Genomic DNA, 23636 nt, shown 5'->3' with positions numbered 1-23636 from the left:
GGCCGCCGGATGACCGGCGGCCGTCGCGCTGCCTGTTCAGTCAGCCTTGCTGAGCTTGAAGGCTTCTTCCAGCAACAGGAACAGGCGGCGGATCTCGGCGCTCTGCAGGGCAAAGCGGGCGTCGAACTCGGCGCGGCGTCCGTCTTCGTCGGCATGCTCCAGCTGGTCCAGGGCGCCGTCGAGGAACTTCAGCTTGCGCACGATCAGGTCGTCGCCGATGACGAAGGACAGGTTGTCCTCGAAGATCAGCGCCAGCTTGGTCACCTGCTTGCCGGCGTCCAAGTGCTTGTCGATCTCGTCGCAGCGCAGTTCCTGGTGCTGGCACTTGACCACCGCGCCGCCTTCCACCGGGTCCTTCATCTCGCACTCTTCGCCCAGGCTCAGTCCGGTCGGCAGCGGCTCGCCGGCGATCCAGCCGGTCAGGATCGAGCGCGGCGCGACTTCGGCGTTCAGCGGCATCGCCGGGAAGCTGCCGAGCAGGCCGCGGATGTCGGACATGAAGTACTCGCCGGTCTTGCGGCTGGAGGTATCCACCGCCACATAGCCGTGCTGCAGGTCGATGAAGGCGTCGTTGCGCGAGGACTTCACGAAGGCGCGCGGCAGCAGTTCATGCAGCAGGTCGTCCTTCATGCGCTTGCGCTCGCGGCCACCTGGGCGGCGGCCTTCCTTCTCCTCGATCTCCTCCAGCTTGCGCTCGAGCAGGTCGTTGACCACCGCTGCCGGCAGGATCTTGTCCTCGCCGCCCACGGTCAGCCACAGGTGTTCGGCGATGCGGTGGGAGAGCTGCTCCTTTTCCTCGCGGCCGAACGGCGAGATGAAGCCGCGCGAGTTCATTTCCAGCGCGCCAACAGGCTTGAGCACGGCGTGCGGCAGCAGGGTATCGACTTCGGAAAAATCGGTGGCGGTCGGAAAACGGAAGAACGTCAGGTTGCGAAAGAACATGGAATTCCGGATGGCAAAGAGGAAGGGCGACCGACCTTAAACGGTGGGCGTCTCGGGATCTGCGTCGGCATCGGCCGGGGAACCGGCCAGCCAGGCATGGGCATCGGGCAGCGGCGCGTCGTCGCGACGGCCCAGCGCCATGAAGTCGAACAGGGTAGTGTCGGCCAGCTGCGAGGGCCGGACGTCGCCCATGGCGCGCGCGATCTGCTCGATGCGGCCGGGATGGTCCTTTTCCCACTGCTTCAGCATCAGGCCGACCTGGCGGCGCTGCAGGTTCTCCTGGCTGCCGCACAGGTTGCAGGGAATGATCGGGAACCGGCGTGCCTGCGCGTAGTCGACGATGTCGCTTTCGCGCACGTAGGCCAACGGCCGGATCACCACGTGCCTGCCGTCATCGCTGCGCAGTTTCGGCGGCATCCCCGCCAGCTTGGCGTGGTGGAACAGGTTCATGAAGAAGGTGGCCACCATGTCGTCGCGGTGATGGCCCAGCGCGATCTTGGTGAAACCGTGGGTTTCGGCGTAGTTGTAAAGCGCGCCACGACGCAGCCGCGAGCACAGCGAACACATGGTCTTGCCTTCCGGGATGACCCGGCTGACCACCGAATAGGTGTCCTGCTCGATGATGTGGTACGGCACGCCCAGCCCGGCCAGGTACTCCGGCAGGATGTGCTCAGGGAAGCCCGGCTGTTTCTGGTCCAGGTTCACCGCCACCAGCTCGAACGGCACCGGTGCCTTCTTCTGCAGCTGCAGCAGCACGTCCAGCAGGGTGTAGCTGTCCTTGCCGCCGGACAGGCAGACCATGACCTTGTCGCCGGCCTCGATCATGCCGAAGTCGGCAATCGCCTCGCCGACCTGGCGGCGCAGGCGCTTGGCCAGCTTGTGCTGCTCGCGCTCGGCCACGCGTGGATCGCGGGCGGCGCGCGGCTGGGGATCGGGAAGGGAAATCACGGCACTCATGGGCTCCATTCTAACGGCTCGGAGCGGCCCCGGCCGGGGGTCGGTATTCCCCTCTCCCGGCGGTCATCATCGCTGTGTATGCTCGGGACCTGTGGACACCTACGACCCCGCCGAGATCGTCGAACGCCTCGCCGCCCTGCGCGCCGAGCACCGCCTGCTGGATGAACAGATCACCCGCATGGCGGCCAACGGCGAGGACGAACTGGAAGCCAAGCGCCTGAAGCGGCGCAAGCTGCAGTTGAAGGATTGCATCGCCAGGCTGGAGAGCCTGCAGATTCCCGACGAGCCGGCCTGAGCCGGGTTCAGGTGGGTGCCAACCCGGGTTGGCCTCCTGCTCCGGTACGTGCCAACCCTGGTCGGCACGACGGGAAGGTGTGCGGACCAAGGTCCACGCCCACCGCAGGATTCAGTTCAATCCTGCGGTGCCGGCTCGTCCGGGCGCGCCGCTTCCGGGCTGACCCGCTCGATGGTGTGGCGCAGCTCGCGGCCGAGGATGAACTTGGCATCCTTGGCCCAGGCATCCAGGCGCTCGTCGAACAGCAGCTTGCTGTTCTCGTCCGGCCACACCAGGCGCAGCTCGCGCAGCTTCTGGATGAAGCCACGGAACAGGGCCTTGTCGAAGAACTCCGGCGCCGCCGGCGCATAGAGCAGGCTCAGGCGCTGCGCGGCCTGCTGGCACAGGCTTTCCAGTTCGGCGGCGCCAAGTACGCCGGGGCCGTTCTTCACCAGCACCGAAATGGCGATGTAGTAGCGCTCGAACGCCTGCTGCAGCGAGTGCCCGATGGCGCGCAGGCGGAACACCTCGTCGGTCTGCCCGGTGTTGCGCGCCAGAATGCCGCCGTCGTCGTCATTGACGTTCTGCAGCAACCCCTCACGCACGAACACGTTGATGGTCTGGTCGATGCGCTGGGCGAACTCGTCCTCGCTCCACGGCAGGAACAGCTCGGCCTGCAGGAACGGGTACACCGTACGGCCCAGCTGGACCAGGCCGGCGCGGCTCATGCGGCGGTTGTTCTGGAAGCAGCAGGCCACCCACGACGAGGCAGTGAACAGGTGCAGCACATTGTTGCGGAAGTAGCTCAGCAGCACCGCGGTATCGCCACTGACGCTGAGCACATCGCCCAGCGGGTGCTTGATGCGGGTGAGGACGTTGATTTCCTCGGCGTGGGCGATGATCCGCTCCGGCGAGTGCGGGGTCACCGTCACCCGGTCCGAATATGGCATCTCGACCAGCAGGGTCTTGCACAGCTCGATCTGCGCGATCAGGTCGGCCTCGCCCATCGCGTGCTTCGGCGTGGACAGCAGCGCCAGCGCCAGCAGGTTGATCGGGTTGACGTCGGCGGCGCCGTTGATGCGCACCTGGATGCGTTCGGCCAGCGTATCCACCGTGGTCGACAGCCAGGCCGGCTTCTCGTCCTCGGACACCGCCTCGCCCTTCCACTCCGGCGCCTTCTCGGCCAGCACGTCGTTCAGTGCGATCGGTTCGCCAAAGTTCACCACCACCTGGCCGTAGTTCTGCTTGAGCACCTTGGGGATGCCCCACAGCAGCGACCAGATCGATTCCTTTTCCTTCGGCCGGCCGGACAGTTCGTCCAGATAGCTGCCGCCTTCCATCAGTTTCTCGTAGCCGATGTAGACGGGCTGGAACAGCACCGGCTTGCGCGGCTGGCGCAGGAACGCACGCAGCGTCATCGAGATCATGCCGCCCTTGGGCTGCAGCAGGCGGCCGGTGCGCGACCGGCCACCCTCAACGAAATACTCCAGCGAATAGCCACCGGCCACCAGCTGCGCGACGTACTCGCTGAGCACCGCCGAGTACAGCGCGTTGCCGCGGATCGAGCGGCGGATGAAGAACGCACCGCCCTTGCGCAGCAGGGTACCCACCACCGGCAGGTTCAGGTTGATGCCGGCCACGATGTGCGGTGGCACGATGCCGCGGTCGTACAGCAGGTAGGACAGCAGCAGGTAGTCCATGTGGCTGCGGTGGCTGGGCACGTACACCACTTCGTGGCCCGGCGCGGCAGCCTTGAACTTGTCCAGGTGGTGCACCAGCACGCCCGCATAGATGCGGTTCCACACGTGGCTGAGCATGAAGCTGGCCGAGCGCACGACCGGGCTGGAATAGTCCGCGGCGATTTCCCAGGCGTAGGCGTGTGCCTTCTTCCAGGCATCGGCCGGCTTCGAATTGTCGCGCTTGGCCTGTGCGGCGATCGCCTCGCGCACCGGTTCGGCAGCCAATACCTGGTCCACCAGCAGGCGCCGCGTCGACAGGTCCGGGCCGATCACCGATTCACGGATGCGCCGGAAGTGCGTACGCAGCACGCGCTGCAGCTTGCGCACCGTGCGCTCCGGCTCCAGGCCTTCGTCCACGGTGCTGCGCAGCGAGATCGGCGGGGCGAAGCGCACGATGGTATTGCGCCCGTTCAGCAGCAGGCCCAGCAGGCGGCGGAAGCGACCGACCAGCGCCCAGTTTTCCGAGAACAGCACCGCGAACCAGCCGCTCTGCTTGTCCGGCGCGCGGCCGACGAAGATAGACACCGGCACCAGGTGCACATCCAGGTCGTCGCGCACGCGGTGCGCCTGCAGGACCTTGGCCAGCGAATCGGAGTGGGTCTTGGCGCCGCGCTGCTCGGGAATCAGCGAGTTGCTGGAGCTGCGCCGCGACAGCGCCAGGTAGGCGCGCTTGCGCCCGGTCGGGTCACCGGCCAGCGGCACCAGCGGCGAGGGCAGCCCGGCCTGGCGGCAGGCCTTGTCCAGGATCAGCGCGTTGGACAGGCCGTAGTCTTCCAGCACGTACACGACCGGACGGCCATCGTTGTACTGGCCTGGGTCCTCCGGCTCGATCTTCAGCGACAGCCACGGCTCGACCAGGCGGCCCAGCAGGCGAGCCCACAGCGGGCGGCGGCCGGCCGGACGCGCGTGCACGGGCGGCGGTACCGGGTTCGGGCCGGTGCCGGTCGAGGGGGACGCCGGCACCGTATCGGCGGGCGTCGACTGGGATTCTTCGCCGGGAAACGGCAGCGGGTTCTGTTTCGACATCGGCGCCATTATGGCTTAGGCGGCGGCGTTGCTGCTTCCCCACCCCCAGCAGGGGCTTCAGCCGGTGATGGCGAGGCCGCAGCGCGGGCCGCGTCGGCCTTGCGCAGCAGCGCATCGGTGTCGGCCAGGGTGCGGGTCAGGTACCAGTGGCCCTCGCGGCGGCTCAGCGGCAGCTGCAGGATCATTTCGCGGCCAGCCAGGTCGTAGTGCAGGCGTACCAGCGCATTGTCACCCTCCACCGAGAGCAGCTCACCGCGCACGCTGCGCAGCGCCTCGTCCACGCCCAGTCCGTAGCTGCCCAGCACGGCCTTGAGGGTGTGGATGAACGGCGCCAGCTGCTGCAGGCTGCCTTCCATGCCGGCGGCCTGCAGGCCGGCCTCATCATCGAACCCAACCTTGCCGGCCGCGCCAACCAGTGCGGCGATGGTGCTGCGCGCGCGGGCGCGGTCACTGATCGGTGCGCCCTGCGCCCAGCTGGCGAGGGTTTCCACCAGGGCGATGTAGTGCGCCTGTTGGCCGGGCGTATAGCCCTTCTGGTGGCGCAGATACTGCACGCCGAAGTTGCCCATCGACTGCGCGGCCTGGCGAACGGCGCCGGCCTGTCCGGCCAGCTGGCGATCGAAGCTGCGCTGCAGTTCGGCGCTGGCGTTGGGCTTGCGCAGCGCGGCCAGCATCGGCAGCAGCTGGTCACCCAGCGGCAGTTCGGTCAGCGGCCACTGGCTGTGGCCTTCGGTCCAGGCCTGTTGCAGGCGCTGGTACTGGCTGGGCGGTACCGACAGCTTCGCGTAGCCGACCAGATCGTCCTCGGCCAGGCGCAGGGCCATCGCCTGCACCGCCGCGACCGGTTCGGCTGCCGGCTTGGCTGGATCATCGGCTGATTCGCGGCACGCGGCCACCGCCAGCAGCAGCATGGCTGCCAGCCCCCATCCACGCGCAGACCTTCCTCGCACCGCCACGCTCATGCAATCGGACTCCCCGGACCGGTCCGCATCTTGCGGCCTGCGACGTGACAGCGGCAAGCCGGGACGTCACGGTTTCCGCTGTTGCCTGTGCAAGTCACTGACGGGAATAAAAAAAGAGCCGGGATCACGGGGATCACAGGCTCTTCAAACCGGCGCAGGGCCGGTGGACAGTGTTGTGGCACATGTCCGGTCCGAGGACCGGATGGCGGCGATCCTACGCTGCCGCTCAAGTTAAGGCAATACTTCACGTAGTGCACCTTAAACTATTGATTTTATTGATTCACCTGATGATGGGGGTGGACGCAATGAAATCTACGGCAGGTTTTGCGGCGATTCGGGCACAACCGCTCGGTAGACAGATGCAAAAACGCCATCCCGCGCGGGCCGGGATGGCGTTCGGGCCTGCAGCCTTCGCAACGGAACCTCAGCGCGCACCCAGTGCCGACGCGATTTCCTGCTGGATGGCCCGGGCCGCGGCCTGCGGATCGGTGGCCAGGCGGATCGGACGGCCAACCACGATGGCATCGGCACCATCGGCAAACGCCTGGGCCACGCCAACGGTACGCTTCTGGTCATCGCCGACCGGGCCACCGGGGCGGATGCCCGGGCAGACGATCGAGAACCCGGCGCCGGTCGCGGCGCGAATCGGGCCGGCCTCCTGGCCCGAGGCGATCACGCCATCGATGCCGGCCGCCTGCGCGGCCAGCGCGCGTTCGACCACCACCTCCACCGGTTCACGGTCGATGCCCATCTGCGCCAGGTCCGGGCGGCCCATCGAGGTCAGCACGGTCACCGCCAGCAGGCGCATGTCGCTGCTGTTGGCGGCGGCGCAGGCTTCCATCATCGCCGGGTGCCAGCCGTGGATGGTGGCGTAGCTGACCGGCCACTGCGAAAGGCGCTTGATCACCGCCGCGGCGGTGGCCGGGATATCGAAGAACTTCAGGTCGACGAACACGCGCTTGTCGCGGCGGGCCAGCTCGTCCAGCACCTGGAAGTACTCGCCCGACGCCAGCAGTTCCATGCCGATCTTGTAGAACGCCACGCTGTCGCCGAGGCGGTCGACCCACTCCAGCGCCTGCGCGCGATCAGGCACGTCCAGCGCGAAGATCAGGCGCTCGTCGTCGCGCAGCGGCAGTGGCGCGCGGCTCATGGTGCGTAGTCCAGGGCAGCGCGCTTGGCGTCGTGGCGGGCCTGGCGCGACTGGCTGTAATCGTTGTTGAACTGCGCCGGCTCGAAGCCACCGTAGGTCGGGTTGGGCAGCATCCACCAGCGCTCGCCGAACCAGTCGTGGTACTGCTGCAGCAGTGCGTCACGGCCGTCGTTGGTGTTGGCGGTCACTTCCACGAAATCGCCCAGCTGGTCGCCGAACTGCATCAGCACGCGGTACTTCTGCCCGGCCAGGCGGCGGCGGCAGTTCTTCTCGCTGCCGGCCTGCTCGCAGCCCGGCACCACCGTGCCCAGGCCAAGGAACACGCTGTCGTCGGCCACCGGCAGGCCCTGCTCGCGCAGGTTGGCCAGGGTCGCGTCCTTCAGGTGCACGGCGCGGTTGGAGATGTACAGCAAGGTCACGCCCTTGGCGTTGGCGGCCTTGGCGAAATCGACCACGCCCGGGATGGCCTTGGCCTTCTTTTCGGCCACCCACTGGTCCCAGCTCAACTCATCGTATTCCTTGCCGTCGCGCACCAGGCGCGCCTGGTAGGGCGAGTTGTCCAGCACGGTCTCGTCCACGTCCAGCACCACGGCCGGCTTCAGGCCCTTGGCCTCGTTGCCGCGTTCTTCCGGCACCAGCGCATCCCAGTGGGCTTCCTTCAGCGCGGCGTCCAGGTGGTCGGCGGCGGCGCGGTAGGTCTGCTCGGTGATCGCCTTGTACTCCTGCGCACGCTGCATCCACAGCACTGCATTGAGGTTGTCATTGGCAGTGGCATCGAGCGCGCCGTCGGCTTTGGCAGCGGCGGCCGGGGCCTCCGGTGCGGCGGCTTCAGCGGCAGGCGCATCCACGCGCTTGCAGGCGGACAGGCCCAGCGCCGCAGTGGCGAGCAGGGTCAGGGACAGGGAAACGGGACGACGCATGGATTCACCGGCAATCAGATATACCGGCGCATTTTACCGGCAAAGGCGGCGCCGGGACGGCTATGCTTGGCGGTTGACCCGTTGCCCTTCCGGAGGCCGCCATGACCGATTCCGTCCAGACCCCCGACGTCCCCCTGCTCGACGCCGTGCAGGCCCGCCTGCTGGGCTGCCTGGTGGAAAAGGAGGCGACCACGCCGGACACCTATCCACTGACGGTCAACGCCGCCCAATCGGCCGCCAACCAGAAGACCGCGCGCGAGCCGGTGATGAACGTCGATGCCGGCAGCGTGCAGCACGCGCTGCGCCAGCTGGAGGCGTTGGGCCTGGCCCGCCAGCACTTCTCCTCGCGCGCGGACCGCTACGAGCACCGCCTGCAGGCCGCGCTGGACCTGACCCGGCAGCAGACCGTGCTGCTGGCGCTGCTGCTGCTGCGTGGGCCGCAAACCCTGGGCGAGCTGGTGTCGCGCAGCGAGCGTCTGTACCGTTTTGCCGACACCGACGAAGCCCGCCACGCCATCGAGCGCCTGCAGCAGCGCGCGCTGCTGGTGGTGCTGCCGCGTGCCAGCGGCCAGCGCGAAGACCGCTACATGCACCTGCTGTGCGGAGAAGTGGACGGCGCGGCACTGGCAGCGAAGTACGCCAGCGGCGGCGGTGGCAGCAGCGATGCGGCCGATCCGGGCCTGGCCGAGCGCGTGGCCCGGCTGGAAGCGGCCGTGGCCGAGCTGCAGGCGCAGCTGGACGAACTGCGCGGCTGAGGGGGTGGGTGCCGACCGTTGGTCGGCACTGCATCTGAATCGTGCCGACCAACATCAGGGGTCAGACCTGCGCCGCACCCGGCGTGGCATACAACCGGCTCGGGCTGTCCACGCCCGGCAACTGGATCACCCCGCGCGTCTGCATACCCAGGCCCTGCAGGATCTTCCCGGACACCACGTTGTCCAGATCGGTGATGCCATACAGATCGTGCAGGCCCAGCGCTCCACGCGCATGCGCGAACACCGCGCGTGCCGCCTCACCGGCATAGCCCTGCCCCGCGAATTCCGACAGCACCGCATAGCCGATGTCCGGCCCCGGCAGGCCATCCCGCCGCACCAGCCCGGCGTTGCCCAGCCAGGCACCATCGGACAACCGCTCGATGGCATACATGCCGAAGCCATTCAACGCATAGCTGTGCAGCACCCGCAGCGCAATGTACTCGCGTGCCTGTTCTTCGTCGCGCACGTTGCGGTCACCGATGAAACGCACGAAGCCCGGATCGTTGAGCAGGGCCAGCATCGGTGCCGCATCACGGTCAGGTTCAATGGCCCGCAGCCGCAGGCGCTCACTCTCGATCGGTTGCACAGGCAGACCTCCAGCCGAAACCCCGATTCTGCCTCAACCGCCGGCTGTTGCTTTTGATTTCCTCTGCATTGCCGTGGAAGGAAGCGCCCGGAATCTGTCAGAGGCCGGTCGAGGTGGGTTCGCGGGGGTATCCGCGCCATGGATGGCGCGGCTAAGCCCCCAAGGACGGGTTCACGGCGTCCCCCGCGAACCCACCCCGACCGGCCACACTGCGGAACCAACGCGTGCTCCACCACGGAGGGGCGGCGCCGTTGGAGCGCCCTAGTCGAACAACGCCTCGATCGCCGCCAACCCCGCACTCGCCCGTTCCTTCTTGCGCGCCGCATCGGCCACCGGATCGGCGCCATCGCGCTGGATCTCCTCGGCCGGAATCTCCTCGAAGAACCGGCTCGGCTTCAGCCGCACATGCTCGCCGAACTTGCGCGTCAGCTTGCTGTAGCTCATCCACAGCTGGATCTTGGCGCGGGTGATGCCCACGTACAGCAGGCGCCGTTCTTCCTGCAGGTTGCCCTCGTCCAGGCTGACCTGGTGCGGCAGCACGCCGTCCTCGCAGCCGACGATGAACACGTACGGGAATTCCAGGCCCTTGGAAGCGTGCAGGGTCATCATGCGCACCTGATTGCCGCCCTCGTCCTTGTCGCTGCGCGACAGCAGCGCCAGCTGGCCGGCCAGGTCGGCGGCGGTTGCACCGCGCGGGCCGCCCTCGAACCACTGCGCCAGTTCCTCGATGTTGTTGGCGCGGCGCTGGTAGCTGGCCTCTTCCTTGGCCTGCTGGCGCAGCTCGCTCAGCAACCCCGATTCCTTGGCCACCTTGCGGATCATGTCGCCGGACGTCACTTGGCGCATCTGTGCACGCAGGTCGCGCAGGATGTCGGTGAAGCGCGCCAGGCTGTTGGCCGCGCGCGGTGGGAGCTGCTGCAGGGCACCGATGGTTTCGGCCACATGCGCCATCGGCATGTCCTTTTCCTGGGCCAGCTCGGCCAGCTTGGCCAGCGTGCCGGCACCGACGTCGCGCTTGGGCGACTGCACCGCACGCATGAACGCGGTGTCGTCATCCGGGTTCACCAGCAGGCGCAGCCAGGCCAGCGTGTCCTTCACTTCCTGGCGTTCCAGGAACATGGTGCCGCCGGTCAGGTGATAGGGAATGCGCAGCAGCTGCATCGCCTTTTCCAGCGGGCGCGACTGGAAGTTGCCACGGAACAGGATGCAGAAGTCACTCCACGGCACGTTGCGCGATTGCGCCACGAAGGCGATCTCGGCGGCGACCTTCTCCGCTTCATGTTCGCTGTTGCGGCATTCCCAAACACGGATGCGTTCGCCGTCGGCCTGGTCGCTCCACAGCTTCTTCAGGTGCTCATGCGGATTGTTGGCGATCAGCGCGTTGGCGGCGCGCAGCACGCGGTTGGAGCAGCGGTAGTTCTGCTCCAGCTTGATGATTTCCAGCATGGGGTAATCGCGCCCCATCTGCTGCAGGTTTTCGGGATTGGCGCCACGCCAGGCGTAGATCGACTGGTCATCGTCGCCGACGCAGGTGAAGTTGCCCTTCTCACCGGCCAGCTGCTTGAGCAGGCGGTACTGCGCGTCGTTGGTGTCCTGGCATTCGTCCACCAGCAGGTAGCCGATGCGCTCGCGCCAGGCCAGGGCGATGTCCGGATTCTCTTCCAGGATCTGCACCGGCAGACGGATCAGGTCATCGAAGTCCACCGCATTGAACGCGGTCAGCCTCAGCTGGTATCGCTCGTAGACGCTGGCCGCTTCCTTCTCGCGGTTGCTGCGTGCGGCGGCCATCGCCTGTTCGGGCGACAGGCCGGCGTTCTTCGCGCGCGACACCAGGTTCTTCATGTCCTCGATGTCGTCGGGCTTGGCCCCGTGCATCAGGTCCTTGATCTGCGCAGCGGCATCGTCGGCGTCGAAGATCGAGAATCCACGCTTCAGGCCCACCGCCGCGTGCTCGATCTGCAGGAACTTCAGGCCCAGCGCATGGAAGGTGCAGATCGTCACCTCGTCGGCATCCTGCTCGCGCAGGCGCTTGGCCACACGCTCGCGCATTTCCTTGGCCGACTTGTTGGTGAAGGTGATCGCCGCGATGCGGCGTGCCGGGTAGCGGCCACAGCTGATCAGGTGGGCGATCTTTTCCACGATCACGCGCGTCTTGCCGCTGCCCGCGCCGGCGAGCACCAGCAGCGGACCTTCGATGTGCAGGACGGCGGCGGCTTGGGGGGGATTGAGACCGTGCATGGGATGGGGATTGTAGCGGGGCGGGGTGACGACCACAGCGGCCTGCCGGCGGGGTTGCTGAACGGCTTCGGCGAAGCGGGGCCGCGGCGTACAATCCGTCGATGGCCAAGCTCTACTTCTACTATTCGGCGATGAACGCCGGCAAGACCACCACCCTGCTGCAGAGCGCCCACAACTACCGCGAGCGCGGCATGCGGGTGGCGATCCTGACCCCGCGCCTGGACGATCGTGCCGGCGCCGGCGTGGTTGCCTCGCGGATCGGCCTGCGCGCCGAGGGCATGGCCTTCGACCGTGATACCGACCTGCAGCGCTGGGTAGAGCAGGACCTGGCGGCGAACGGTCCGATGGGCTGCGTGCTGGTGGACGAAGCCCAGTTCCTCACCCGCGCCCAGGTCTGGCAGCTCAGCGAGGTGGTCGACCAGCTGCGCATTCCGGTGCTGTGCTACGGGCTGCGCACCGACTTCCGCGGCGAACTGTTCGAGGGCAGCCAGTACCTGCTGGCCTGGGCCGACGAGATGCAGGAGATCAAGACCATCTGCCACAGCGGCAAGAAGGCAACGATGACGGTACGCGTGGATGAGCATGGCCACGCAGTACAGGACGGCCCGCAGGTGGAGATCGGCGGCAACGACCGCTACGTGTCGGTCAGCCGCGCCGAGTTCAAGAAGATCACCCGCGGTGAAGGGCGTATCGATCCGGCGCAGGCCCCGCTGCCGCTGTAAGGGGTGTTCTTTTGCAGGGCTTGCAGCCCTGCACCTGCTCAACGCAACGGCAACGGCAACGGCCAAAGCCAAAGCGGCACCGCGGGATGGCGGGGCGGTGTGGGTGGGCAGGACACGCCGTAAACCCGTCCCTGGGGGCTCGATGGCGCCATCCATGGCGCCAACGGTCCTGCCCACCCACACCGCCCCACCTCTGACAATTTCACGCGGCTGTTGGTGGGTGCCGACCGTTGGTCGGCACATCTGTCAGATATCGAAGTTCATCTATCGACATTCATCTGGGTTCAGAGCCCGTTGCGCAGCAACGGGATCCGACCCCGTGCTCCGACAGATCGCGGCGATCTGTCGAAGGCGGGGTGGGTCCGGTTGAGGGGGCGTGAGCGCCATGGATGGCGCGACCGAGGCTACATGGACGTATTTACGCCGTCCCCCTCAACCGGACCCACCGCGCCTCCCCACAGGAAACCAGCTTCTGCCGTTGCTTCGGCTCTGGCCTCTGCAGGTGCAGGGCTGCAAGCCCTGCAAACCCAACCCCCTCTTAGTACAGCGTGCGCTCCGGCGCTCCGGCCGGCGGCGGGGTGTACTGGTACAGCCAGGTCTCCGTGAGGGTCTTGCCACCACTGCGCAGGAACAGGCGGATGTCGATCTGCTCGGTACTGCCTTCCGGCGGCACCAGGTCGAACATCGCGCGGTAGCCGTTGATCTCGCGCAGCGGCCGCGCCGACACGATCTCGACCCGGCCCCGGCTGGCTTCCACCACCGCCTCGACCTCGCCCTTGTCGATCAGCCTGGCCAGTTCGCCACCTTCGAAGTCCACCGCGAAGCGCCAGCTGAAGTACTCGCGCTTCTTGCCGACCACACCGCCCAGGCCGGTGCGGCTGGCCACGCAGTGCGCCATCGGCGGCCGTGCCGGCGGCTCGGCGCCCCAGTACAGGCGGTAACCGACCAGCAGCTCCTGGCCCGGCTGCGGCTTTTCCTTGGGATTCCAGAACGCCACGATGTTGTCGAAGGTCTCGTCCACGGTGGGGATCTCCACCAGCTGCACCGAGCCCTCGCCCCATTCGCCCTTCGGCTCCACCCACAGGCACGGCCGCTTCTCGTAGAACACGCCGTCATCCTGATAGTGGTCGAAGTTGCGGTCGCGCTGCAGCAGGCCGAAACCGCGCGGGTTGCGGTCCACGAACATGTTGAAGCGCAGGTTGCGCGGGTTCAGCAGCGGGCGCCAGATCCATTCGCCGGCACCGGTCCACAGCGACAGGCCGTCGGTATCGTGGATCTCCGGGCGCCAGTCCCAGCCCATGCGGCGGTCGTTCTCGCCCACCTGGTACATGCTGGTGCACGGCGCGATGCCCAACCGCTCGATCGCCTTGCGCGGGTACAGCGCGCTGTCGATGTCCATCAGCAGCACGTCACCGTTGGTGATCGCGAAGCGATAGGCACCGGCCACGCTGGGCGAATCCAGCAGGCCGTAGACCACGATCGTGTCCGAATCAGCCGACGGCTGTTCCAGGTAGTAGGCGATGAAATCCGGGAATTCCTCCGGCTTGCCCATGCCGGTATCGATCGCCAGGCCACGCGCGGACTGGCCGTACTGACCCTCCTTGCCGACCGCGCGGAAGTAACTGGCGCCGAGGAAGGCGGCGAAATCGCGGTCGGTGTCCTTGCGGGTGTTCAAGCGGAAACCGGCGAACCCCAGGTCGGCCGGCAGCTCGCCGTCCTTGATGCCGCTCTTGCCGTAGTTGAATGCCGCGCCGTCATAGGCCAGCTCCTGCGCCTTGCCGTCGACCACGTCGAACATGCGCACCGGCGAATGGAAGTACAGGCCCAGATGGAAGAACTTGGCCTGGAACTTGCCTGGCTGGTCAGCCCACAGCGCATGGTCCTGGCGGTAACCGATCGACTGGTACTGGTCCCAGTCCAAGCCTTCCAGGCGGCCCGGCAGCACCCGCTTGTGGCTCTTGTAGGGCGCCTGTGCCAGCGCGCGCGCCTGGCCCTTGAGGGTAGCGAAGTCGAACGGCTGCGGCTGGCCGAGGCGGCGCAGGCCCATCTGGCCGCTCCTGCTGGCCGCGCACGCGGGCAGGGACGGCAGGCCGAATGCTGCCAGGGCGAGGGAGGCATTGCGGATGAAGTCGCGTCGTTGCATGCAGGCGCGTCAGGCACGAAGGGAAGGTCGGCCATGATAGGCAGACAAACGTTAACGGGCAGCGGAGACGTCTCCTGCCCGTTCAGCTGCCGCTGGCCGCCCGGCTCAGCGCTGGCAGTGGTTGCACCAGACGCTGGCGCGCTGGCCGATGGTGGCGTGCTTCAGCGCGCGGCCACAGTTCGGGCATGGCAGGCCGTCGCGGCCGTACACCAGCAGTTCCTGCTCGAAGTAGCCCGGTGCGCCGTCAGGGCTGATGAAATCGCGCAGCGTGGTGCCGCCCCGGGTGATCGCATAGCCGAGAATTTCCTTCACCGCCCCGGCCAGCCGCTGGTAGCGTTCGCGCGAGATCTTGCCCGCCTCGCGCAGCGGGCTGATGCCGGCCTTGAACAGGCTCTCGGCGGCATAGATGTTGCCGACGCCCACCACCACCGCCTGGTCCATCAGGAAGGTCTTCACCGGCGCACTGCGGCCCCGGCTGCGGGCGAACAGGTAGTCGCCGTCAAACACGTCGTCCAGCGGTTCCGGGCCCAGCCCCTGCAGCAGCGGGTGGACTTCGCCGGCCGGCTGCCAGAGCAGGCTGCCGAAGCGGCGCGGGTCGTTGAAGCGCAGCAGGCGGCCGTTGTCCAGGCTGATGTCGACGTGGTCGTGGGCGCGCAGCGGGGTATCGCCAGGCAGCACGCGCAGGCTGCCGGACATGCCCAGGTGCAGCACCGCGCTGCCGACGGCGGTGTCCAGCAGCAGGTACTTGGCGCGGCGACGGATCTCCTCGATGCGCTGGCCCGGCAGCAGCTCGGCCACTTCCGGCGGAATCGGCCAGCGCAGGTCGGCGCGGCGCAGGATCACGCCATGCACGCGACGACCCTGCAGGTGCGGCGCCAGGCCGCGGCGGGTGGTTTCTACTTCGGGCAGTTCGGGCATGGGGTGATTCTACGCCCGCTCAACGCGGCGGCGCGGACAGCTCACGGGCGTCGAGGAAGCCATCACCGTTGGCATCCTGCTTGTGGAAGCGCTGCACGATCACCTGCCGCTGCTGCTCGCGGCTGATCGCCCTGCCCTTGCCACCGGGCAGCTCCTCGGCCGTCAGCACACCATCACCGTTGCGGTCCATGCGGTCGAAGGCATACAGCATCCACTGCACGTACTCGGATTCACTCACCCGGCCGTCGCCATCGCTGTCCATCCGCTGCAGATAGCTGGCGGTATCGGTGACCTGGGCCAGCGCCGCACCCGGCAGCAGCGCCGCCAGCAGTAGTCGGTACCTTGCCCTCACGCGCCCACCAGGCTGTAGCCCTTCAATCGCGCGGCGTAGGCCTGCAGCGCGGCAATGCCACTTTCCTCGGCCTCGCGGCACCAGGCCTGCAGCTGATGCAGGCGCTCGGCCGCATCGTGGCCGCGCGCTTCCAGCAGCGCGGCCAGGCGCCCCCGGTACTCGACCAGGGTGCGGATGCGCGGGCGCTGTGCCACCCAGGCGCTGAGCTGGGCACGACTGTCCGGCTTCAACCAGCGACCGTCGTTGACCAGGCCACGGCGCAGCCGGCGCGGCAGCAGGCGGCGCAGCTTGGCCCCGGCCTGTGCCGCTTCCTCGCGCAGGGCCGGCATGAACACGTTGCGCTGGTAGTCGGTCATCGCCTGGAAGCGGTGCGACAGCAGCGCCTTAAGGGTCTCGGCATCGGGCACGGCGATGTTCGGGCGTACGTCCATGGCCGGTGCCACCCGCAGCACCTTGGCCAGGCGCAGCGCCTGCAGCAGGCGGATCGCACTCCAGCCGATGTCGAATTCCCAGCGCCGCATCGCAAAGCGCGCCGAGCTGGGGAAGGCATGGTGGTTGTTGTGCAGCTCCTCGCCACCGATCCAGAACCCCCACGGCGTCAGGTTCGTGGAGGTATCGGCGGACTCGTAGTTGCGGTAGCCCCACCAGTGGCCCAGGCCATTGACCACGCCGGCTGCCCAGAACGGGATCCACGCCATCTGGATCGCCCACAGGGCCACGCCGGGCAGGCCGAACAGCACGCTGTTGATTGCCAGCAGCAGCACCGGGCCCAGCGTGGCGTGCGGTGTGTACAGGTGGCGCTCGATCGCATCGTCCGGGGTGCCGCGCCCGTACTGCTCAATGTCCGCGCGCATACCACGCGCTTCCCGATACAGCTCCACGCCGTGCCAGAACACCCTGCCGATGCCGCGGGTGACCGGGCTGTGCGGATCGTCCTCGGTCTCGACCTTGGCGTGGTGCTTGCGGTGGATGGCCACCCATTCCCGGGTGATCATCGAGGTGGTCAACCACAGCCAGAAGCGGAACAGGTGGGCCAGCGCCGGGTGGAAGTCGACCCCGCGATGGGCCTGGCTGCGATGCAGGTACAGGGTCACCGAGAAGATGGTGATCTGGGTGAAGACCAGCAGCACGGCCAGCATGGCCCACCACCCCAGGCCGAGAACACCACCGGTCAACAGGGACATCAGGGCATCAGGCATGGCAGCTCTCCGGATCCACGCGGGGATGGCAGACATGATGGGCGCTTGCGTTGCAAACTGCATCCCTGCGGCGGTGCTTGGCATCGCCATCCGTGGCACCGTTCACAGTTGGGGACCTGAGTTGTCGAGCCTTGATCCACGCGCCAGCCGCATTTCCGCCGCCCCGCCCGTCGCGGAGCTGCCCCCCTTGATCGAACTGGACCGCGCCACCGTGGTGCGTGGCCAGGTGAAGGTGCTTCATGGGCTCAGCCTGCGCATCGCGCAGGGCCAGCACACCGCCCTGCTCGGCCCCAACGGCTGTGGCAAATCGACCTTCATCAAGCTGATCACCCGCGAGCTGTACCCGCTGGCGCAGGTCGACGGCTCCGTCGCGGTGAGGGTGCTGGGCCAGAACCGCTGGCAGGTGGACCGGCTGCGCTCGCAGCTGGGCATCGTCACCGGCGACCTCAGCAGCAACCTGGCCGACATGCCGGGGCTGACCGTGGAACAGGCGGTGCTGTCCGGCTTCTTCGCCAGCTACGTGGTGCCCGGCTTCCGCGAGGTGACCGCCGACATGCGCGCACGTGTCGGCGAGACACTGGCGATGACCGGCGCGCTGTCCCTGCGTGAACGTGCCTACGCCGAGCTGTCGGCCGGCGAAACCCGCCGCGTGCTGATCGCGCGCGCGCTGGTCAACCGGCCGCAGGCGCTGCTGCTGGACGAACCCTCCACCGGGCTGGACCTGGTCGCCCGCGAGCAGCTGGTGGCGACCATGCGCGTGCTGGCCCAGCAGGGCATCACCCTGGTGCTGGTGACCCACCACATCGAAGAGATCATTCCCGAGATCGAACGCGTGGTGCTGCTGCGTGACGGCCGCGTACTGGCTGACGGTACCCGCGCCGAGCTGCTGCGCAACGAACCGCTGTCGGCGGTGTTCGGTGGCGCGATCACGGTATGCGAGCAGGAAGGCCGGCTGACCGCGTACGCGGGATAATCGACATGCCACTGTAGAGCCGAGCCTATGCTCGGCTGCTTCTGGCCGCGGGGAACGGCAGCCGAGCATAGGCTCGGCTCTACAGAAAACGGTACAGCGGGCCGGAACCCCGCCCGCTGCACCCTTGCTCAGAACTTCAACGCCAGCGCGCGCGACTCGATCGGTGCCATCCGGCTCTGGTCCTGCAGCTGCAGGTCGCGCAGCTCGTACGGTGCGCCGAAACCGGCCGGCAACGCAGCCTGGTCGAACGGCAGCACCAGCTGGCCGGCGCCTGGGCCATCGAACCACGCTGCTGCATGTGCCTGCGCGACCGGCTTCATCCGGCCATCACGGGCCGTGGCATACAGCGTGCCGCGTGCCTCGTAGCGGCCTGCCGCAGCCACCTGCAGCGGCAGCGCCACCTGGCGGCTGGACGGGTCCGGTGCTGCCTGGCCACTGAAACGCGCGGTCGGCCGTGCCACCGCGAAGGCCACCTTGCCATCGCGCAGCACGCCATCGGCCTGGGCGAACACCTGCAGCTCCCACAGCCCCTGCACGGTGCCGACGTCGGTCGGGATCCGCACCTGCGCGCGCAGGCTGCCATCGGTGGTGCGCAGCAGGCGCTGCGGCCAACTGCGGCCATCCGGTGCGACCAGCAGGGCTTCACCACCCAGGCCGCCACGACGCGATGCCAGCTGCGCGGTGGTGGCGCCGTCTTCCAGCAGGCGTGCCTGCAGCTGCACGTTGCCACCGGCCAGCACCTGCGCCTGGTTGGCCTGCACTTCCAACCGCAGCGGGCTGTTCGGCTCCAGCACCTGCACCACATAGCGGCCCTGCGCCTGCGCGCTCTGCAGCGTGTACGCACCGGCCGCACTGGTCGCGCCGGTGCGCAGCATGCTGCTGCCATCACTCACCGGCATGCCGGCATCCTGCAGGGCGCGCGCATCGACACTGCGCGCCACGCTGCTGCGGCCGGCCGGGTCGCGCACCTGCAGGGCGCTGGCCGGCAGCACGCGGGCACCTGCGGCCGGGCTCAGCTGGATCACCGCATCGGCCGCCGTCAGCGGCAACTCCAGGCCGCGTTGCAGCTGGGCGCCATCGACCTGCTGCCAGTAGCTGCGGCTGACCGAGGCATACGGCGTAGCCGCCTGCAGCGATTGCGCCGGGTCCAAGGCCCAGGCGAAGGACAGCGGTGCGCGTTCGCTGTCATCGGCCGGCAACGGCGCGGCAACCAGCGCAGCGGGCACCTGGTCGCCCGCGCGGGCGGCCTGCAGCGGCTGCGCGGCCTGCGCTGCGGAAAGGGACAATACTGCCAGCACGGCGCCGGCCAGCAGGGTGGATTGAATCGTCATGGTCGTCTCCCTCACTGGGTCAGGTCGTTGCGCAGCAGGGTGCCGAGGCCGAAGCACTCGCGGCGGCTCTGGTTGTGGCTGAGCGGTTCTGCGCCCTGGGTACGCGCCTTGTCGGTGAACCAGATGGTGCCGGCGGCCTTCTGGCTGCTGCACTCCAGGAAGCCATCGGAGCAGGACGACAGCCAGTTCTGGGTGAACTCCAGGCCGACGTTGGCGGCATAGCCGCCGCAGTAACTGTTGCTGTCCCACACCGCCGATTCCACGTCGCTGCCGACCACTGCGCGGAACGGCTTGGGCAGCGCCGGGCGACCGGCCGTGCCGTACAGGTTCTGCGCGTTGTAGGTGGCCATGCTGGCCACCTGCTGCTGGCGCACGGCGTCGTTCTTGTAGCCCAGCAGCCAGCCCAGCGAGGTTTCGAAGGTATTGCCGTTGAGTACCGCATCGGCCAGTGGCGTGCCCGCCGAGGACGGTGCCAGCGCGGTGACCTTGCGCACCGTGCGGATGATCTTCGGATAGCGGCTGTCGTAGGTCGGGTTGGACAGGATCCAGCGCACCACGTTGCCGCCGTTGGAATGGGTGATCACCACCAGCTGGGTGATGCCACGGCTGTCGATGAAACTGGTCAGCTGGTTGGCCAGGCAGCCGGCGGCCTCCGGCTTCCACATGTACTGGGTGAAGTCACAGTTGATGACAACGTAGTTGCTGCTGTTCGGCAGGCCCTGGCGCACGGTGTCGATGATCGCCGGCTGCCAGTAGTCCTGGGTGGCATTGGTCTGCGCGCCGGTGCCATGCACGAAGGCCACGCCGACCACGTCGGCGGCCTGCGCCGGTGCTGCTGCCAGCCCCAGAAGCAGGGCCAGGACGGTACTTCCTGTTGCGGTGCTGCGCATCGCTTCTCTCCCTCTGTCTTCGGATCCCCCCGACCCGGCTGGAACTGGACGGCCCCTGGTGCCTGCCGATGTGCCGATGCTCACGGCGCGGCCGTGTGAAAGTCCGTGCGCTGCGCCCGGATTCAGCAGACTGGCACGCTTCGATGACGTTCTTCATCTCCTGTGATGACCATGCCGGGTCTGGCCGTATGACCGATGGCCACTGCGGTGCCGCATACGGGCTGCGATCATGACGCGATGTTTTTCCTCCGGAGCCGTCCATGTCGTTGATTTCCCACCCCGCCCGCCCGCTGCTCGGCCTCGCCGTTGCCGTGGCCCTGGCCGGCTGTGCTGCCTCGGCCACCAAGCCGACCGCCGTCGAAGCCAACATCACCACCAAGGCGGTGGGCTATCTGGACAAGAGCGCTGTTCCGGCCAGCCTCGATCTGGTGCCGGCACCGCCGGTGGCCGGTTCAGCCGCCCTCGCCCTGGACGAACAGGTCAGCCGTGAAGCCCGCGCGCTGCGTGGCAGCCCGCGCTTCGCCCAGGCCGGCGTCGATGCGGAACTTGGCTTCCCCGAAGGTGCAAACCACTTCTCCTGCGCCGCCGACATCGACATCGATGCGGTGAAGACTCCGGCGCTGTATCGACTGCTGGAGCGCAGCCGGATCGACGCCAGCGCCGCCACCAAGGCGGCCAAGAACCACTACCAGCGCCCCCGCCCGTTCATGGTCAACGGTGAGCCGACCTGCTCGCCGAAGGACGAGGATGGCCTGCGCAAGAATGGTTCCTATCCATCCGGCCACACCTCGATCGGCTGGGCCTGGGCACTGATCCTGTCGGAGATCGCGCCGGACCGCGCCGATGCCATCCAGGCCCGCGGCCGCAACTACGGCGAGAGCCGCCTGGTGTGCAACGTGCACTGGCAGAGCGACATCCTCGAAGGCCGCTTCATGGGCGCCACCGCCGTCGCCCGCCTGCATGACAACGCGGCGTTCAACAAGGACCTGCTGGCCGCACGCAAGGAGATCGAGGCGGCGCGCAAGGCCGGTCGGCACTCCAGCCGCGACTGCGCCACCGAGAATGCGGTGCTGAAGGTGCGCCCGCAGAGCGCGCTGTAGGCCACGCCTCTGTAGAGCCGAGCCATGCTCGGCTCAGAGCAGCCGAGCGCAGGCTCGGCTCTACACGAAGCAGGAAACAGAAGGGCCGGCAGTGCGCCGGCCCTTCTGCATTGCATCAACGCAACCACCGCATCAGAACTTCGCGGTGAACTCCACGCCCCAGGTACGCGGCTCGTTGAGGAAGCCGGTCAGGTTGTTGAAGTCGATCGCGCCGACCACGCGGGTCTGGTTGGTCAGGTTGCGACCGAACACCGCCACGTCGTACTGGCCGTAATCCCAGTTGTAGCCCAGGCGCAGGCCGCCTTCCAGCGAACTGCGGCCGCGGAATTCCGGCGACTCGTAGATGAAGAAGTTCACCGCGCTGCGGTAGGCCCAGTCGGTGTAGGCGTACAGCTCGCTGCCATCGCTGAGCGGGAAGCCCACGCGCAGGGTCGCGTTGTGGATCCATTTCGGCGCCTGCGGCAGCGGGTTGCCGTTCACCAGCGCATAGGTGCCGCCGTTGATGACCGTGGTCGGGTCGTTGATGGTGCAGCCACCGCCGCAGATCGCCACCGCAAGGTTCTTGTCCTTGATCTCGGTGTCGTTGTAGCTGCTGCCGAAGGTCAGCAGGACGTTGTCGGCCAGGTAGGCTTCCAGGTCCAGTTCCACGCCCTGGCCGATGGTCTTGTCGGCGTTGAGCAGGGTGGCGGTGTTGTTGGCACCGCCCACGGCGATCAGCTGCTGGCCGTCAACGTTGTAGCGGAACACGCTCAGGCCCAGGCGCGCGCGGCGCTCGAACAGGTCGGCCTTGATGCCGGCCTCGTACGAGATGACCTTCTCCGAATCGGCCTGCGACAGGCCCGGCGCAAAGGCCAGGCGGCCCTGGATCGACGGCGCGCGGAAGCCCTTGGCGACGCGGGCGTAGGCGTTGATGTCGTCGGTCAGCTTGTACACGCCGCTGACGTCCCAGCTGACGTCGTTGACGTCGGTGTTGGCCAGGTACGGGCCGCTGACCGGGGTGCCGAACGGAACGGCCTGCAGCACGCTGGCGCTGAAGTCCTTCTTGTCCTGGGTATAGCGCACGCCGGCACGCAGCTTGAAGCGGTCGGTGACATCGAAGTCGCCCGAAGCGAACACCGCCCACGCCTTGTTGCGCTGGTTCTGCACCACGTGGCCGGTCTGCGGATTGCCCGGGGTCAGCGAGTCGTAGTTGAAGTTGTTGATGGTCACGTCTTCATCGAAGTAGAAGACGCCGGCCTGCCAGTCGAAGCGGCCCCATTCGTTGGACTCGATGCGCACTTCCTGCGTCCACTGGCGGTGGTGCGGCAGGCCGTCGGCCGACTCCGACGAGAACGGAATCAGGCCCGGACCGTAGTTGCCGGCACCGAGGAAGGCCGCACCGTAGCCACCGTCGATGTCGCCACGGTTGAGCGACTCGGCGGTTTCATAACCGGTGATCGAATGCAGGGTCACCGAACCGAGGTTCCACTGCAGGCGCGCGCTGCCGCCCCAGGTCTCCAGGTCGGAGAAGTTGACGCCGTCGTTGGCCACCTTGTCGCGGTCGAAGTTCTCGACCAGCGAATTGCCGCCCTTCTGGATGATGTTGGCGCGGAACAGGCGCGCGGTGCCGTTGAGCTTGCGCTTGTGCAGGTTGAACAGTGCTTCGAAGTCGTCGCCTTCGTACAGGAACTGCACGCGGCCGGCGGCTTCGTCATAGCCTTCGAAGCCACTGTTGGGCGCACCGGCGCGGGTGTTGTCGACCCAGTCGTCGCGGCGCTGGTAGATGGCCGAGACGCGTGCCGACCAGCGGTCGGTCAGCGGGCCGCCGTAGGCGCCCTGCACGTTCCAGCTGTTGTAGCTGCCGTAGCCCACGCGCACGTAACCGTCGGCATCCTGCGAGGGACGCGCCGAATCGAACTTGACCACGCCGGCCGGGGTGTTGCGGCCGAACAGCGTGCCCTGCGGGCCACGCAGCACTTCCACGTTGGCCAGGTCGAACAGCGGGAAGCCCTTCAGCAGCGGGCTTTCTTGCACCACATCGTCATACACCAGCGACACCGGCTGCGAAGCATTGAGGTCGAAATCGGTGTTGCCCAGGCCACGGATGTAGAAGCGCGGGAAGGCGCGGCCGTAGGACGACTCGATGTTGAGGCTGGGCACGCGTGCGGCCAGGAAGCGGATGTCATCGCCGGCCGAGCCGAGCACATCCAGCTTCTCGCCCTGGATCGCGCTCAGTGCGACCGGTACGTCCTTGGCGTTCTCGACGCGCCGCTGCGCGGTCACCTGCAGGGCATCGAGGGCAACCGGATCCTTGGCAGCGGGAGTTTCCTGGGCGGCCGCAACCAGCGGCAGCAGGGCGGAAAGAGCGGCAACGAGGGGGCGCGCGACCGGAAGGCGGCCACGGGAAGTACGGGTCGGGGACATGGCGGTAGGCTGTGTTTGGAGGGGTGGTAAAACGGCGCTACCAGATAATTGTTGCA

The 23636-nt window shown here is 67.6% G+C and carries 20 protein-coding genes; 5 read left to right on the top strand and 15 right to left on the bottom strand.

Annotated features, from left to right (window positions below):
* Positions 1-36 precede the first annotated feature (36 nt).
* Both ACTXG9_RS16850 and ttcA read right to left on the bottom strand, forming a co-directional pair.
* Positions 37-942 carry a recombination-associated protein RdgC gene (locus tag ACTXG9_RS16850; protein ID WP_021202267.1) on the bottom strand — a complete coding sequence of 302 codons (906 nt, stop codon included), beginning with the start codon at positions 940-942 and terminating at the stop codon, positions 37-39.
* A gap of 36 nt (positions 943-978) precedes the next feature.
* The gene (ttcA, locus tag ACTXG9_RS16845) at positions 979-1899 is read right to left on the bottom strand and encodes a tRNA 2-thiocytidine(32) synthetase TtcA (protein WP_171953210.1); all 921 of its coding nucleotides are present in this window, start codon (positions 1897-1899) and stop codon (positions 979-981) included.
* Positions 1900-1990: 91 nt separating this feature from the next.
* Here ttcA and ACTXG9_RS16840 point away from each other — a divergent pair, with 91 nt between their 5' ends.
* Positions 1991-2194, top strand: coding sequence for a YdcH family protein (locus tag ACTXG9_RS16840; protein ID WP_005407501.1), 204 nt, complete (start codon positions 1991-1993; stop codon positions 2192-2194).
* A 116-nt stretch (positions 2195-2310) separates the two neighbouring features.
* On the opposite strand, the gene plsB is transcribed toward ACTXG9_RS16840, so the two are convergent.
* From plsB to ACTXG9_RS16820, 4 genes are all read right to left on the bottom strand, one after another.
* Positions 2311-4947, bottom strand: a complete 2637-nt coding sequence (plsB, locus tag ACTXG9_RS16835; protein ID WP_019662245.1) for a glycerol-3-phosphate 1-O-acyltransferase PlsB — start codon at positions 4945-4947, stop codon at positions 2311-2313.
* The gene (locus ACTXG9_RS16830) at positions 4947-5900 is read right to left on the bottom strand and encodes a hypothetical protein (protein ID WP_019662244.1); all 954 of its coding nucleotides are present in this window, start codon (positions 5898-5900) and stop codon (positions 4947-4949) included. Before ACTXG9_RS16830 ends, plsB begins: the two co-directional genes overlap by 1 nt.
* Before the next feature lie 424 nt (positions 5901-6324).
* Positions 6325-7050, bottom strand: coding sequence for an orotidine-5'-phosphate decarboxylase (pyrF, locus tag ACTXG9_RS16825; RefSeq protein WP_021202271.1), 726 nt, complete (start codon positions 7048-7050; stop codon positions 6325-6327).
* Positions 7047-7970 (bottom strand): 5'-nucleotidase, lipoprotein e(P4) family, encoded by a 924-nt coding sequence (locus tag ACTXG9_RS16820; protein ID WP_134732410.1) that lies wholly within the window; start codon positions 7968-7970, stop codon positions 7047-7049. The genes pyrF and ACTXG9_RS16820 overlap by 4 nt, the downstream gene beginning before the upstream one ends.
* Positions 7971-8071: 101 nt before the next feature.
* On the opposite strand from ACTXG9_RS16820, the gene ACTXG9_RS16815 reads away from it, so the two are divergent.
* Positions 8072-8725, top strand: a complete 654-nt coding sequence (locus ACTXG9_RS16815; protein WP_180832926.1) for a DUF480 domain-containing protein — start codon at positions 8072-8074, stop codon at positions 8723-8725.
* A gap of 61 nt (positions 8726-8786) precedes the next feature.
* Here the strand turns inward: ACTXG9_RS16815 and ACTXG9_RS16810 are convergent, their stop codons facing one another.
* The gene (locus ACTXG9_RS16810; protein ID WP_043397785.1) at positions 8787-9311 is read right to left on the bottom strand and encodes a GNAT family N-acetyltransferase; all 525 of its coding nucleotides are present in this window, start codon (positions 9309-9311) and stop codon (positions 8787-8789) included.
* Positions 9312-9572: 261 nt separating this feature from the next.
* On the bottom strand, positions 9573-11549 hold the full coding sequence (locus tag ACTXG9_RS16805) for a UvrD-helicase domain-containing protein (protein ID WP_021204638.1): 1977 nt from the start codon (positions 11547-11549) through the stop codon (positions 9573-9575).
* Positions 11550-11650: 101 nt separating this feature from the next.
* Here ACTXG9_RS16805 and ACTXG9_RS16800 point away from each other — a divergent pair, with 101 nt between their 5' ends.
* Positions 11651-12271 (top strand): thymidine kinase, encoded by a 621-nt coding sequence (locus tag ACTXG9_RS16800; RefSeq protein WP_021204637.1) that lies wholly within the window; start codon positions 11651-11653, stop codon positions 12269-12271.
* A 538-nt stretch (positions 12272-12809) separates the two neighbouring features.
* On the opposite strand, the gene ACTXG9_RS16795 is transcribed toward ACTXG9_RS16800, so the two are convergent.
* From ACTXG9_RS16795 to ACTXG9_RS16780, 4 genes are all read right to left on the bottom strand, one after another.
* Positions 12810-14414, bottom strand: a complete 1605-nt coding sequence (locus tag ACTXG9_RS16795; protein WP_019658845.1) for a glucan biosynthesis protein — start codon at positions 14412-14414, stop codon at positions 12810-12812.
* Between the two features lie 105 nt (positions 14415-14519).
* The gene (gene mutM / locus ACTXG9_RS16790) at positions 14520-15332 is read right to left on the bottom strand and encodes a bifunctional DNA-formamidopyrimidine glycosylase/DNA-(apurinic or apyrimidinic site) lyase (protein WP_021204636.1); all 813 of its coding nucleotides are present in this window, start codon (positions 15330-15332) and stop codon (positions 14520-14522) included.
* 19 nt (positions 15333-15351) lie between these two features.
* The gene (locus ACTXG9_RS16785) at positions 15352-15684 is read right to left on the bottom strand and encodes an EF-hand domain-containing protein (RefSeq protein WP_021204635.1); all 333 of its coding nucleotides are present in this window, start codon (positions 15682-15684) and stop codon (positions 15352-15354) included.
* Complete coding sequence (locus ACTXG9_RS16780; RefSeq protein ID WP_111104113.1) at positions 15681-16883, bottom strand: DesA family fatty acid desaturase; 1203 nt, start codon at positions 16881-16883, stop codon at positions 15681-15683. The genes ACTXG9_RS16785 and ACTXG9_RS16780 overlap by 4 nt, the downstream gene beginning before the upstream one ends.
* Before the next feature lie 187 nt (positions 16884-17070).
* Between ACTXG9_RS16780 and ACTXG9_RS16775 the strand changes: the two genes are divergently transcribed.
* Positions 17071-17856: an ABC transporter ATP-binding protein gene (locus ACTXG9_RS16775; protein ID WP_020723483.1), complete on the top strand. Its 786-nt coding sequence runs from the start codon at positions 17071-17073 to the stop codon at positions 17854-17856.
* Between the two features lie 128 nt (positions 17857-17984).
* Here the strand turns inward: ACTXG9_RS16775 and ACTXG9_RS16770 are convergent, their stop codons facing one another.
* On the bottom strand, positions 17985-19187 hold the full coding sequence (locus ACTXG9_RS16770; RefSeq protein WP_456115573.1) for a DUF4785 domain-containing protein: 1203 nt from the start codon (positions 19185-19187) through the stop codon (positions 17985-17987).
* A gap of 11 nt (positions 19188-19198) precedes the next feature.
* Positions 19199-20077, bottom strand: a complete 879-nt coding sequence (locus ACTXG9_RS16765; RefSeq protein WP_111191820.1) for a lipase family protein — start codon at positions 20075-20077, stop codon at positions 19199-19201.
* Positions 20078-20337: 260 nt separating this feature from the next.
* On the opposite strand from ACTXG9_RS16765, the gene ACTXG9_RS16760 reads away from it, so the two are divergent.
* Positions 20338-21177, top strand: a complete 840-nt coding sequence (locus ACTXG9_RS16760; protein WP_100479105.1) for an acid phosphatase — start codon at positions 20338-20340, stop codon at positions 21175-21177.
* A gap of 132 nt (positions 21178-21309) precedes the next feature.
* Here the strand turns inward: ACTXG9_RS16760 and ACTXG9_RS16755 are convergent, their stop codons facing one another.
* Positions 21310-23580 carry a TonB-dependent receptor gene (locus ACTXG9_RS16755; RefSeq protein ID WP_021204631.1) on the bottom strand — a complete coding sequence of 757 codons (2271 nt, stop codon included), beginning with the start codon at positions 23578-23580 and terminating at the stop codon, positions 21310-21312.
* Between the last annotated feature and the right edge of the window lie 56 nt (positions 23581-23636).

Source organism: Stenotrophomonas maltophilia group sp. LNF247, assembly GCF_054083135.1.
Note: the sequence above shows the minus strand (reverse complement) of the source record. Positions and strands in the feature narration are given on the sequence as shown.

Bases quoted from the DNA above. Each gene is read 5' to 3' on its own strand.
- ACTXG9_RS16850 (WP_021202267.1), bottom strand. From the start codon at position 942: ATGTTCTTTCGCAACCTGACGTTCTTCCGTTTTCCGACCGCCACCGAT.
- ttcA (WP_171953210.1), bottom strand. From the start codon at position 1,899: ATGAGTGCCGTGATTTCCCTTCCCGATCCCCAGCCGCGCGCCGCCCGC.
- plsB (WP_019662245.1), bottom strand. From the start codon at position 4,947: ATGGCGCCGATGTCGAAACAGAACCCGCTGCCGTTTCCCGGCGAAGAA.
- ACTXG9_RS16830 (WP_019662244.1), bottom strand. From the start codon at position 5,900: ATGAGCGTGGCGGTGCGAGGAAGGTCTGCGCGTGGATGGGGGCTGGCA.
- pyrF (WP_021202271.1), bottom strand. From the start codon at position 7,050: ATGAGCCGCGCGCCACTGCCGCTGCGCGACGACGAGCGCCTGATCTTC.
- ACTXG9_RS16820 (WP_134732410.1), bottom strand. From the start codon at position 7,970: ATGCGTCGTCCCGTTTCCCTGTCCCTGACCCTGCTCGCCACTGCGGCG.
- ACTXG9_RS16815 (WP_180832926.1), top strand. From the start codon at position 8,072: ATGACCGATTCCGTCCAGACCCCCGACGTCCCCCTGCTCGACGCCGTG.
- ACTXG9_RS16805 (WP_021204638.1), bottom strand. From the start codon at position 11,549: ATGCACGGTCTCAATCCCCCCCAAGCCGCCGCCGTCCTGCACATCGAA.
- ACTXG9_RS16800 (WP_021204637.1), top strand. From the start codon at position 11,651: ATGGCCAAGCTCTACTTCTACTATTCGGCGATGAACGCCGGCAAGACC.
- ACTXG9_RS16795 (WP_019658845.1), bottom strand. From the start codon at position 14,414: ATGCAACGACGCGACTTCATCCGCAATGCCTCCCTCGCCCTGGCAGCA.
- mutM (WP_021204636.1), bottom strand. From the start codon at position 15,332: ATGCCCGAACTGCCCGAAGTAGAAACCACCCGCCGCGGCCTGGCGCCG.
- ACTXG9_RS16780 (WP_111104113.1), bottom strand. From the start codon at position 16,883: ATGCCTGATGCCCTGATGTCCCTGTTGACCGGTGGTGTTCTCGGCCTG.
- ACTXG9_RS16770 (WP_456115573.1), bottom strand. From the start codon at position 19,187: ATGACGATTCAATCCACCCTGCTGGCCGGCGCCGTGCTGGCAGTATTG.
- ACTXG9_RS16765 (WP_111191820.1), bottom strand. From the start codon at position 20,077: ATGCGCAGCACCGCAACAGGAAGTACCGTCCTGGCCCTGCTTCTGGGG.
- ACTXG9_RS16760 (WP_100479105.1), top strand. From the start codon at position 20,338: ATGTCGTTGATTTCCCACCCCGCCCGCCCGCTGCTCGGCCTCGCCGTT.
- ACTXG9_RS16755 (WP_021204631.1), bottom strand. From the start codon at position 23,580: ATGTCCCCGACCCGTACTTCCCGTGGCCGCCTTCCGGTCGCGCGCCCC.